Annotated in this window: 9 protein-coding genes; 4 read left to right on the forward strand and 5 right to left on the reverse strand. The window is 68.3% G+C overall.

Going from position 1 to position 11,240, the window contains the following annotated elements; genetic code table 11:
* Positions 1-50: 50 nt before the first annotated feature.
* Complete coding sequence (locus tag ACLQ2S_RS17055; protein ID WP_425702020.1) at positions 51-2,966, reverse strand: DEAD/DEAH box helicase; 2,916 nt, start codon at positions 2,964-2,966, stop codon at positions 51-53.
* A 261-nt stretch (positions 2,967-3,227) separates the two neighbouring features.
* Between ACLQ2S_RS17055 and ACLQ2S_RS17060 the strand changes: the two genes are divergently transcribed.
* On the forward strand, positions 3,228-5,759 hold the full coding sequence (locus ACLQ2S_RS17060) for a GmrSD restriction endonuclease domain-containing protein (RefSeq protein WP_425702021.1): 2,532 nt from the start codon (positions 3,228-3,230) through the stop codon (positions 5,757-5,759).
* Positions 5,760-5,783: 24 nt separating this feature from the next.
* Here the strand turns inward: ACLQ2S_RS17060 and ACLQ2S_RS17065 are convergent, their stop codons facing one another.
* The gene (locus ACLQ2S_RS17065; protein ID WP_155219636.1) at positions 5,784-6,176 is read right to left on the reverse strand and encodes a hypothetical protein; all 393 of its coding nucleotides are present in this window, start codon (positions 6,174-6,176) and stop codon (positions 5,784-5,786) included.
* A 109-nt stretch (positions 6,177-6,285) separates the two neighbouring features.
* On the opposite strand from ACLQ2S_RS17065, the gene ACLQ2S_RS17070 reads away from it, so the two are divergent.
* The 3 genes from ACLQ2S_RS17070 to ACLQ2S_RS17080 all read left to right on the forward strand — a co-directional run bounded on the left by ACLQ2S_RS17070 (position 6,286) and on the right by ACLQ2S_RS17080 (position 9,619).
* Positions 6,286-6,558 carry a hypothetical protein gene (locus tag ACLQ2S_RS17070; protein ID WP_155219639.1) on the forward strand — a complete coding sequence of 91 codons (273 nt, stop codon included), beginning with the start codon at positions 6,286-6,288 and terminating at the stop codon, positions 6,556-6,558.
* The gene (locus ACLQ2S_RS17075; RefSeq protein ID WP_155219642.1) at positions 6,551-7,162 is read left to right on the forward strand and encodes a DUF6879 family protein; all 612 of its coding nucleotides are present in this window, start codon (positions 6,551-6,553) and stop codon (positions 7,160-7,162) included. The genes ACLQ2S_RS17070 and ACLQ2S_RS17075 overlap by 8 nt, the downstream gene beginning before the upstream one ends.
* 153 nt (positions 7,163-7,315) lie before the next feature.
* Positions 7,316-9,619 carry an ATP-binding protein gene (locus ACLQ2S_RS17080; RefSeq protein ID WP_425702022.1) on the forward strand — a complete coding sequence of 768 codons (2,304 nt, stop codon included), beginning with the start codon at positions 7,316-7,318 and terminating at the stop codon, positions 9,617-9,619.
* Between the two features lie 25 nt (positions 9,620-9,644).
* On the opposite strand, the gene ACLQ2S_RS17085 is transcribed toward ACLQ2S_RS17080, so the two are convergent.
* The 3 genes from ACLQ2S_RS17085 to ACLQ2S_RS17095 form a co-directional block, all read right to left on the reverse strand.
* Entirely contained in the window at positions 9,645-10,055 is a 411-nt protein-coding gene (locus ACLQ2S_RS17085) for a hypothetical protein (RefSeq protein ID WP_425702023.1), read from the reverse strand.
* Positions 10,052-10,555: a hypothetical protein gene (locus tag ACLQ2S_RS17090; protein WP_425702024.1), complete on the reverse strand. Its 504-nt coding sequence runs from the start codon at positions 10,553-10,555 to the stop codon at positions 10,052-10,054. The genes ACLQ2S_RS17085 and ACLQ2S_RS17090 overlap by 4 nt, the downstream gene beginning before the upstream one ends.
* Positions 10,556-11,040: 485 nt before the next feature.
* A partial coding sequence (locus tag ACLQ2S_RS17095; protein ID WP_425702025.1) for a hypothetical protein occupies positions 11,041-11,240 on the reverse strand: 200 nt, incomplete at its 5' end.

Raw genomic sequence — 11,240 nt, forward strand, 5'->3', positions numbered from 1 at the left:
GTTGCGCGGGCTCCCCCCCTCCACCTGTAACTGACCCGGTCCCGCGGTCGTTATTCGGGGTCCGGGGGGGGGGGGGGGGGGGGGGTTGGGCCCCCCCCACGGCAGCGGTACTGCCGGCACGGCTGTCCGACCCAGTCGGCGACCCGGTCGGGATGCTCGGTCTGCTGCCAGTGACAGGTGTCGCAGCCGACTCCGGCGCGTACGGCCTGCGCGTCGTCGAGCCGGGTGACGCGCAGGTGACCGGGCATCAGCCCGTACACCGTGTTGCCGTCCTCGGTGTCACCGGCAGCGACGATGCCGGCGGCGGCGAGGGCCGGGAGTAGGCGGGTGAGGTAGGTGGCGGTGTCGCCGAGGTCCAGGCCGAGGCACCGTGCCGTCCAGTCCTGGTACCAGTTGCCCCGGGCGGTGATGGCGTCGAACTCGGAGCGGGACTTCGAGGAGGCCAGCAGGAACGCCGGTGCCGACACCCCCCTCGGGAAGGCGGGCATACCGGCCGGACGGCCACCCCAGATCTGCCATCGGGCACCACCCCGACGCAGGTACGGCACAAGCCACTCGTGGTAGACCGCGCCTCGGGTCCGCAGCCGTTCCAGCATGCCACGGAGGAAGGCGAGGTAGCGCGCGTCATCCGGCAGTGCGGCACCGAGTTGCCCGGGACCGGTGAGGTGTACGTCCCGACAGATGGCGACAGCGGTTGCGGGGTCGTCGAGCGCGACCTCCACCGCGACGCTGCGGGTCAACTCCAGGGTGCGGCCCTGCCGAGCGCGCAGACCGGTCTCCATAACCGTGGCGAAGACGAGTCGCTCACTGATCAACGACCAGGTTTCCCGGCTGCCGGTGTGCTCACCGGCGAGCAGACTGTCGACGCCGGGCTGGTCGTGCAGGTCGGGTGGGACGACGGTGGAGAGGATCTCCGGCTTCACCGCCTCCTCGATCATCTCGGCGAAGAGGTCGTCGAGTCCGACCGGTTGCCCGGGTCGCAGTCGGCTGGCGAGCAGCGAGCGCAGGGAGAAGGCGTACGACCGGTTGGCCACGAAACCGGCACGGTGTGCGGCATCCTGGACCGAGTCGTTGAACAGCAGCGTCTTCTTCTCCCGCTCGTCCAGCTCGCCGCCGGTGAAGAGCTGGGTGATCGCCACTGAGGCGAGGGTGGCCAGGCCGGCGCCGAGGAACCGAATGCCGTGATCCATCTGGCAGGACGGGCAGCGGTCCTTCTCGGCCGCGTCGATCGTGGACAGGTCGCCGAGTACGACGATCGCGTCGTCGCTCTGTTCCCGGTCGCGCTGCGGATCGAAGGGGCGCACCCGGCGGCCGAACTCCAAGACGAGCAGACCGCTGGGCCGCTGCTCGATCTCGTCGGCGGTGGCGGCGATCAGCGCGCGGACCCGGCGCTTGTCCCGGCCCACGCTAGCCCGGTAGATCTTGTCGGGGTCGGTCTCCAGCTCCTGCGGGTCGCGTTCCGGAGACAGGGCCATCCAGCCGGACCGGCCGCAGTGCCGACAGTAGACGGCGGGCAGCCGGGGGTAGCGGTTGTCGGCGACCACCGCGTCGACGTCGGGTGCGTACGGGTCCAACTCCCGGGGTGCTTCCCCGTACCAGCCGAAGCCAGCCTGGTGGGAGGTGCCGCGCAGCAGCCGTGAGACGGCACGTACCCACAGATGCGTCTCGATGTTGAGCAGCGGGCGGCCCGGCACGTCCGGGTTCTGCGCCATGGACAACAGCCCGACGAACCGGGCGAGAGCCTTCACGGTGACCTCGGGTCGGCTCTTCATGGCGCTGCCCCAGCCGGTGGCGTTCTTGCGTGGCAGCACATCGATGATCTCGTGCAGGGTGCCCGGCCGGTCCTGGAGCGAGCCGAGCACCGCCTTGGTCAACGGGTGCTGACGCAGCAGCGCACCGAGGCGGGTGGGTTTGTCGAGGCAGGGTTCACCGAGCACCATCTCGGCGACCTCGGCCATCATCCGCTCCGGGTCGCGGTCATCGACGGCGGCGAGCTGCTCGGGGCTGGGCAGCGGCAGGTTGAAGTCCTGGTTGGTGATGAACTCGCCCGGCTCGTAACGGTCCTCGCCCACCAGCGACGCGGTGTCGAAGGCGACGCCGAAGACCTGTTCGGCGACCTCGCGGATCGCGGTGCGGCCGTCCCGGCCGCCGCCCTCGCCCAGGGTGGCGGAGGTGGCGACCGGGCAGATCGACCCGAGCGGGCGGTCCGGCTGGGCCAGGCCGAGGGCGGCGGCGAGGCGCCGCAGCAGCATCGCCACGTCGGTGCCCTGCGCGCCGTCGTAGGTGTGAAACTCGTCCAACACCACATACGCCGGCTCGGCGTTTTCCCACAGCGGCAGGTCGTCGGCGCGCTGGAGCAGCAGGTCCAGCATCTTGTAGTTGGTGATCAGGATGTCCGGCGGAGTGCGGCGCATCTCCGACCGCTTGGTGAACACGTGCGGGTACTCGATCGCGGCGACGTCGCCGATGTACAGGCCGGCGGTCACCCCGGCCAGCGCCGGATCGGACAGCAGCTCGTTGATGCGCTGGGTCTGGTCGGTGGCGAGGGCGTTCATCGGGTACAGCAGGATCGCCTTGACACCGGGTATCCCCTGCTGCCGTCGACGTCGGCAGTGGTCGAGCACCGGGATCAGAAACGACTCGGTCTTGCCCGAGCCGGTGCCGGTGGTGATCAGCGTCGGCTCGGCCGCCTTCCCTTTGGTCGACAGCCGGGCGAACGCCTTCGCCTGGTGCAGGTAGGGCGTGAAGTCGGTGGGGGCCCAGTCCAGGCACGCCCGCCAGTCACCCTCGGCCGGCCGGAAAGGGGTGCGGATCCGCAGGTACGGGCCACGGAAGATGCCCTGCTCCGGGTGGGAGAGGAAGCCCTCCAAGCCCTGACGTACGCCCTCTTCGGTCAGGCCGAAGGTGGTTGTCAGGTACTGGGTGAGGGTCCGGCGCAGGGTGTCGGCGGCAATCGTCGGCCTCATGAGCGAATCACCCGGCGCATGCTACTCACCCCTCACCTGCGCCGAACTGGTCGACAAGCACGATCACGGCACGAGTCAGATTCACGACACCTCCGGTGCAAGCCACGCGGATCACCGTGCAAACCGAACCAGAAGGAGCACGACCTCGGCCGATCCGGCACACAGGCATGGTCAGCCGCCTCTTCGCGCCGCGTTGAGTGCTGCATTACCCTTTGTAACTTGTCTTGATCACGTACCGAAACGATGAGGTGACAGCTTCCGATGGTCGCAGCGGCCGAGACCACCCTTCAGGGCCTGCTCGAAGGCGCGAAGCAATACCAGGTGCCTCTCTACCAGCGCACGTATTCCTGGCAGGACCATCAGCTGGAACGTCTCTGGGACGACATTGCCCGGCTCGCCGACGATCGAGCCGAGAACCCCAAGACGACACACTTCATCGGCTCACTGGTGCTGGCGCCCAGCCCGAACAACGGCCCGGCCGGCATCGGCGACTTCCTCGTGGTCGACGGCCAGCAGCGGTTAACGACCCTGTCCATCCTGCTATGCGCGATCCGTGATCATCGGGTGGCCACCGAGGGCGACGAGCATCGCGACCGGCTCAACGACCAATACCTGATCAACAAATACACTCCGCACCGCCGGTTGAAGCTTGTCCCCACCCAGGCCGACCTTGACGCCTATCTCGCCTGCGTGGACTCTTCAGCGCAGATCGGTGGGGGTGCCGTCGGAGCCGCATACCAATACTTCCGCGACCGGCTCAAGCCAGCCGACCAGGCGCAGGTGCAGCGTCTGGAGGACGCGGTGATCTTCGGGCTGGCCCTGGTCTCGGTCGTCGCGCACGCCGACGACAACGTCTACCGGATCTTCGAATCGCTGAACAACACCGGTCTCAAGCTCACCCAGGCCGATCTGCTGCGCAATTACCTGTTCATGCGCCTACCCAATCGCAGCAAGACCGTCTACGACGCGCACTGGCTGCCGTTGCAGCGGCGACTCAGCTCACCCGAGTTGGAAGTGCTGTTCTGGCTGGATCTCGTGCACACCGATCCACGGATCACTCAGGGCGACACGTACGCGCGACAGCAGGCCCGGCTCGACCGGCTCAGCACGGAGGACGAGATCGAGGCGGAGGTACGCAGGTTCGCCCGCCTCGGCGCACTGCTGGAACTCATCCTGCGCCCGGAGAAGGAGCAGGACCCGGACGTAAGACTCCGACTGCAACGGCTACACGCCTGGGGTACCACTACCGTCTACCCGATCCTGCTGCACCTGCTGGACCGTCGCAGCCTGGGCACCGCGACCAGTGCAGAGGTCGCGTCGGCGATGCGGTACGTGGAAAGCTTCCTCGTCCGGCGACTACTGATCGGCCGGGCCACCGCGAACATCAATCGCAACCTGCTCTCCATCGTCACGGAGATGGACAAGAGCCAGCCGGTTGACCAGGCGGTGCACGCCTACCTGTCGGCCGGTCGCAAGTACTACGCGACTGACGCCGACGTACGTCACGCGGTGCGATCGCTACCCTTCTACACCAACGGCCGCGCGTCGCAGCGCACGCTGGTGCTGCGCTGGTTGGAGCAGTCGTACGGCAGCAAGGAACCGGTCCTGCCCGAGAAGCTGACCATCGAACACGTCCTGCCACAGAAGATCGGGCCGGAGTGGCAGCGGATGCTCGCCGCAGACCTCGAACCGCATGAGAACGTCAACGAGGTACACGAGGCACTCAAGCACACCTTGGGCAATCTCACTCTGACCGGATACAACGTGGAACTGGGCAACAGCCCGTTCGCGGTCAAGCGGGTCGAACTCGCCAAGAGCGGCGTACGCCTGACCCAGGACATAGTCGCCTGCGAACGCTGGGGTCGACCCCAGATCCATGCACGCGCCGACGCTCTCGCCGAACGGATCATCAACGTCTGGCCGGGTCCCACCGGACAGGCGACCGACCAGTCCGAGGTGCGCTGGGATCTGATGGACAAGGCGCTTTCCGCTCTACCGGCCGGGTCCTGGACGACCTATGGGGACCTCGCCGCCCTGGTCGGCACCGCACCGCAGCCTGTCGGCAACCGGCTGCGCAGCGTGCCAGCACCCAACGCACACCGGGTGTTGCAGGTCGAAGGAACAATGGCCGCTGGTTTCCGGTGGCCAGACGGACGCACGGACGACCCGGTCGCGGTACTGCAAGCTGAAGGGGTCATGTTCGACCAGCACGGTCGCGCCGACCAGACCCAGCGCATCGACCTTGACGAGCTGGCGCAGCTGGTCGGGTTGGCACCCGATGAACTGCCGCGGCGGATGCCCCGGCCACGGCCCGGTGAAGGGCAGTCACTTGCCGACCGCTTCGTTGAGCAACTGGGCCTATTGCAGGACAAGGCAGTCGTCGAGGCCACGCTGACGCTGCTTGAACACTGGATCGAGTTGGGCGGCACGCTGCTTTACGGCGGTGCGGCAGAGACGTCCTGCTTCCTCATGGCCCGTGAGCGCGGCCACCGGGACGGCGATATCTGGCCGATGACGCTCTACCCGAGCGGGAAGGTCGAGGTGGTATTCCAGCACTTGGCCAACCGCACTCCCTTCGGGGATGTCGCACTGCGGGAGCAGTTCCGGCAACGGCTCAACCAGCTCCCCGACGTGAACATCGCTGCAGCGAAGCTCGCTCTACGCCCTGGCTTTCCAATTTCGATCCTCGCCGACAGCACCACCACGACGGCACTCGTGGAACATCTGCAGTGGTTCTACGAGCAAGCGCATCTGTCCGACCGACCAGACGAGACGCTCGCGGCTCTGCAATGAACGTAGCCGAGATCGTGCCTGTCCTCAGACGGGAGTGCCGCCGAAGGTTATGCCGCCGTGGACGTCGCGTGCCTGCACCACCGGCCCGCTGACATCACCGGACACCGTGTTCGTCACGTCTCCGTGGTTGTCCTCGACGATCGCCTGGACCTCTGCGAAGCGTGCGCGGAACTCGGCACCGAAGGTGGCGTCACGGCGGGCCTCCTGGTGCAGGAGCGCCGCGAGTCGATGGACCGCGTCGGGGGTGGGTTGCCGTAGGGCGACCTCGACCGTTTCCCACGATGCGGCTTCCCGTCGGAACCGGTGCCGAAGGAAGTCAGTCAGCCCGGTCACGGCGGACCGGGCGCCCTCGGCAAGGTTGGTGGTCACCCAGGCGACAAGTGTGGTCGCCGCCGCGAGCATGAGCGGATCGTCCATACCGCGCTCCCCGGTTCGCCATGATGCTCGAAGTCAGTTACCGAATGTAATTCAGGGCTCTGAATGTTACTCTGAGTAACCAGATCAGCGCATCTTGAAGGGAGGCGTCATGAGCGCACGTCGGTGGGAGGCGGATCCTTCTGCCCAGCTCAGCCGTCGTTGGGGCAAGTCCTCACACGAGCTGGGCAACACGTCCGGGGACGGCAGTTGTCCCGACATCTGGGAGTTGAGCAACGGCGATGTTGCGGTGATCGGGCAGGACCTCACCGACAGCTACCGAGATCGCCTGCCAGAAGGGGTCTCCGTCGACCCCGGCGAGCGGCTTATCATCATCCCCCGATCGACCATGCTCGCCGCGAAGGTGGACATCCCTGATGCATGACCTCCTCGACGGAGACCCGGGCGAGCTGCTGGCCCTCGACGCCTACTGGGCCGACTTCGACAAGCGATTCTGGACGACCGGCCAGCCCGGCTTCTGGAAGCTCGAACGACAACAAACGTTTAAGGAGCCCAATGACGAGGGCTGGCAGGCGTTCGCCGCAGGCCGGTGGGACGAGTCGCTGCGGATTCTCGACGCCCGACGTTCTGAGTTTGAGGACTACTACCGGCGCATAGCCGACGGCGGGTTCGCCACTCGACGGGTGCGGGTGGTGCAACAGCCGCTGACGCCGTACCTGCAATGGGAGCTGCATGTGCTGCGGCTCCGCCACGAATACGGCGGCCTGACCCGCGTGGTGGGGCCCGACCGCGTCGTCGCCGCGGAGGTCGATGGCCCGCTGCCGGAGATCTACACCCTCGGCACCGACGTGATGTACGAGGCGATCTACGACGCCGACGGAATACTCGAAGCGGCTCGGCGGTGGCGGAACCCACGTGTGGTGGTGCGGTGCCAGGAGTTCATCGAGTCCCTTTACCACGACGGTGAGCCGCTCGACGAGTACTTCGCGCGAGTGGTAGCGCCGCTGGAGCCGCCACGCCTGGACTGAGCGATGACCGACCGGGGCGCGGAGGCACAAGAACCGGACGCACAAGGACCGGCCGGACGAGGACCGGGCGGACAACCGTCGGACGAGCGAGGACCGCAGCATGTCAACAGGTCAGCGCTGTCCGGGCCCGCCGATCTCGTCCAGGCTCGTGACGTGTACGGCGGGGTGCACTTCCACTCCGGAGACTCCTCGCCCACGCACCCGCCGCCCCGGCAGTTGCCCGGCGACGTGCGCGGCTTTGTCAACCGAGTCAACGAACTGGACTCACTGGACCGGCTGCTCGCCGACGAATCCGTCCGGGCCACCCTCGTCGTCATCTGCGGCACCGCCGGCGTGGGCAAGACGGCCCTGGCGCTGCGTTGGGCGCACGCCGTACGCCAGCACTTTCCGGACGGCCAGCTCTACGCGAACCTTCGTGGCTACGATCCGGGTCAGCCCAGCCGGCCGGAGCAAGTGCTCGACCGCTTCCTGCGGGCGCTCGGCGTACCGTCATCCGCTATCCCGGCCGACGGTGAGGACCGTGAGGCGCTGTATCGCTCAAGAATCGCTGACCGGCGCGTCCTGGTGGTCCTGGACAACGCCGCCACCGCCCGCCAGGTGCGCCCGCTGCTACCGGGTACGAGTAGCTGCCTGGTGATCGTCACCAGCCGGACCATGCTCTCCGGTCTGGTCAGCCGCGACGGCGGGTGCCGCCTCACGCTGCGCATGCTGTCCGAGGATGACGCGGTGACGTTGCTGCACGAGGTGACAACCGGGTACCGCGCCGACGACGATCCGGCCGAGTTGGTCGAGTTGGCCCGTCTGTGCGCGAGGCTGCCGCTGGCGCTGCGGATCGCCGCGGAGCGGGCGGCGAGCCGGCCGTTCATGCCGCTGGCCGAATTGATCCAGGATCTGCGCGACGAGTCGGCTCTGTGGGACGCCCTCACCACTGACGACGGTGAGGAGGCTGACGCCGTACGGACGGTCTTCGCGTGGTCGTACCGAGCCCTGAACACCTCGGCCGCCCTGCTGTTCCGGCTGCTCGGTCTGCATCCCGGCCCGGACTTCAGCGCACCGGCCGCCGCCGCGCTCGCCGGTCTGCCGATGTCGGCCGTCCGGCAGCCACTCGACGCCCTGGTGAGAGCTCACCTGCTGGAGCAGAGCGCACCTGGCCGTTACCAGTTGCACGACCTGCTGCGCGCGTACGCGGTGGACCAGGTCAGGCATCTGGAGAGCGACCAGAGTCGCCGGGCAGCGCTGGGTCGCGTGCTCAGCTGGTACCTGCACACGTGCGACGCGGCGCTGGGCCGTACCCTCCCGTTCTACCGGACGGTGCCGCTGGACCCGCCGGTCGACGTCACGCCGCTGAGCTTCGACACGGCAGCGGAGGCCGACGCCTGGTTCACCGCCGAGCAGGACAATCTCGTCGCCGCCACCCATGCCGCTGTGGACGCCGAGCTGCCACAGGTCGCCTGGCAGCTGGCCGTCCTGCTGCGCAGCGTATTCATGCACCGCAACGCCTTCGACGCGTGGTTCGCCACCGCGCGGACCGGTCTCGCCGCCGCCCGGTCCTTACACGACCGGCGTGCTGAGGCGGAGGCGCTGGAGAGCCTCGGCAAGGCCCACTTCCAGGCCCGCCAGTTGACCGAGGCGGAGGAGCACCACCGGGCCGCGCTGGCGATCCGGCGGGAGATCGGCGACGAGCACGGCACAGCGGTGTCGATCAACGCCCTGGGACTGCTGGCGTTGCGGCACCGCCGGCTCGCCGACGCCCTGACCTGGTTCGGCGAGAGCCTCGACATCTTCACTGAGCGCGGCGACCGGCGCTGGCGGGCCCTGCTGTTGAGCAATCTCGCGGAAACCCGGTACGAGTTGGGCGACCTCGCCGACGCCGTGTCGCTGCTGGACCAGGCGCTGGCGGTGCAGCGGGATATCGACGACCGTGGGCAGGAGGGAAACTCGCTCTTCTTCCTCAGCATGGTCCTGCGCGAACTCGGGCGCATCGACGACGCCCGCGCGGCGATCGAGGCGGCGCTCACCATCGCAGAAAGCGGCAGCCCGGTGTGGCTGGCGCACTGGCTGGTCGAGTACGCACGGGTGCTGCGCGGCCTGGGTCGGCCCACCGAAGCGCTGGAGGCGGTGCACCGCGCGGCGACAATCCAGCGCCGGTTGGGCGACCGCAGCCGCGAGGCGATGGCGCTGGACGGTGCCGGTGAGGCGTACCGGGAGTTGGGACAGCCGGAGCAGGCGATCGCCTTCCATGTGCGGGCAGCGGCCGTGCACCGACAACTCGGCGACGACTGGCAGCTCGCTCTGACGCTGGATCACCTCGCGATGGCCCTGACTGACGCCGGCCGTCCCGAAGAGGCACGCCGCTGGTGGGGCGAGGCGGTCGAGCGATTGGCCAGGTTTCCTGACCCCCGGGCGATGGAACTCCGGCACCGCATCGAGTCAGACCTGGGAGGCACCGCCGACTGAGGACGAAGACGCACGCAGGTCCTTTTCAGCGGCCGGCGCTTCCGTACGTTCCCTGCACAGGTAGTTGGAGCACGGCTGCCCGGGCCAGTACCGGCCGGAACGGGCCGTCCTGGTCGTCCGGTCCGATCTCGACGCCTTCGAGCCACAGCCACTCGCCCCCGTACCATTCGCTGATGTCCGGCCGGATCCGGACGATCCTCAGCCGGAGCGGACCGGTGGCGTGCCGATGATCGGACTCGGCGAGTCGGACCACGTCCCCCGCAGCGACGGACACGCGCGGGACGGCCGGCAGGTGGGCCGTCGCCGGCACCGCCTCGCCGGGACCGGGCGGGTGCCGCACTGGCTGTCGCCGTCGGTCGGCGACCAGTGCCGCCTGCCGGGCCCGCAGGATCAGCCGGTTGCGGATCTGCGCGGGCGACAGGTCGAAGGCGTTCATCGCAGGTACGCGCGCAGGCAGCGCATGAGGATCGCGTCGGCCCAGGTTGCGCGGGGGCAGGTGCCGTCCGCGCGGCACTGCGGGCACCTGCGGGTACGCGGATCCTCCGTGGGGCTGCGCCAATGCAGGTCAGCCAGGCGGTTTGCCTGTTCGAGCTGGGCGACGGTGGCGAGGAGATCGTCCGGAGGCGCGACGTCGACCGGCTCACCGTCGGACGGCGTCGCATGGGCCGGCGTCACGAACCTCCCCCGGTTCCCGCCGGAACGCCCCGGGTCGTAGCGGCTCGCACGCTGGTTCCGGCCCGGCACCGCCGACCGTTCCTCGGGCCGCTCGTAGACGAGCGCGCCGTCGCAGCGCGAGGTTTCTCGCATCTCCGGTACGACATGCTCGACCGTCAGCCGCCGGAACCGCCCCGGCACGTCCCCGTCCGGCACCGCCTGCCCGGTCAGATCCAGCGCGACCTTCCCGGGCCGCAGGAACCACTTCCACCGCCTGCCCATGTCCCCACACGCCTCCCCTACCGCCTCGAAGTCCTGTCCCGACTCCCGTGGCCGTCCCGCTCGGTCAGGCGCATCCGGCAGGCCGAAAACGGGGAGCGCGGCGGCCGGTTCGGGGGAAGACCCGGCCGCCGCGCTGCAGCCATGAAATGCCAGTACGCAGGAGAAACGCAACGTTTGGCAGCGCAATCGCGGGTAGTTTTGCGGACTTTCTTTATCGCGATCCCTGGATGTTGCACAGATGGATCAGAGAGTGTTCCATGCCGGCCAACTCATCCCATTGCATGCCGGGTAATCCGCATGGCCTCTCTCGGGCCGATGCCCGTTCCTCCATCCGGTCCGGGTCCGCGACGTTCGACGCGGGTGAGCGGACGGCCGACCATCGTCTGTTGTGGACCGGTGGACGGGAATCGACATTCGTACGGTGCTCGTACCGAAGAACCGGTGAACATCCCGCCTGACCGGCCGGCGAGGAATCCTGGCTCGGCTCAGCAAAATCGAGGCGTGAAGAACCAGCCTCTGCGCATCATCTGGATCGGTGCCGTCGCCCTCGTACTCATGATCTGCGGGGTGGCGACCATCTCGGCGATCGTCGCACCCTCGTCTGAACCCAGGGCGATTGCGTAGTCGGCTGACGGGCTGCTGACCAGGGATTTCGAGACGAGTTTGGCCTCTGTGGAGGCGCAAG

Source organism: Micromonospora sp. DT48 (assembly GCF_049844495.1).
Taxonomy (GTDB): domain Bacteria; phylum Actinomycetota; class Actinomycetes; order Mycobacteriales; family Micromonosporaceae; genus Micromonospora.

Bases quoted from the DNA above. Each gene is read 5' to 3' on its own strand.
- ACLQ2S_RS17055 (WP_425702020.1), bottom strand. From the start codon at position 2,966: ATGAGGCCGACGATTGCCGCCGACACCCTGCGCCGGACCCTCACCCAG.
- ACLQ2S_RS17060 (WP_425702021.1), top strand. From the start codon at position 3,228: ATGGTCGCAGCGGCCGAGACCACCCTTCAGGGCCTGCTCGAAGGCGCG.
- ACLQ2S_RS17065 (WP_155219636.1), bottom strand. From the start codon at position 6,176: ATGGACGATCCGCTCATGCTCGCGGCGGCGACCACACTTGTCGCCTGG.
- ACLQ2S_RS17070 (WP_155219639.1), top strand. From the start codon at position 6,286: ATGAGCGCACGTCGGTGGGAGGCGGATCCTTCTGCCCAGCTCAGCCGT.
- ACLQ2S_RS17075 (WP_155219642.1), top strand. From the start codon at position 6,551: ATGCATGACCTCCTCGACGGAGACCCGGGCGAGCTGCTGGCCCTCGAC.
- ACLQ2S_RS17085 (WP_425702023.1), bottom strand. From the start codon at position 10,055: ATGAACGCCTTCGACCTGTCGCCCGCGCAGATCCGCAACCGGCTGATC.
- ACLQ2S_RS17090 (WP_425702024.1), bottom strand. From the start codon at position 10,555: ATGGGCAGGCGGTGGAAGTGGTTCCTGCGGCCCGGGAAGGTCGCGCTG.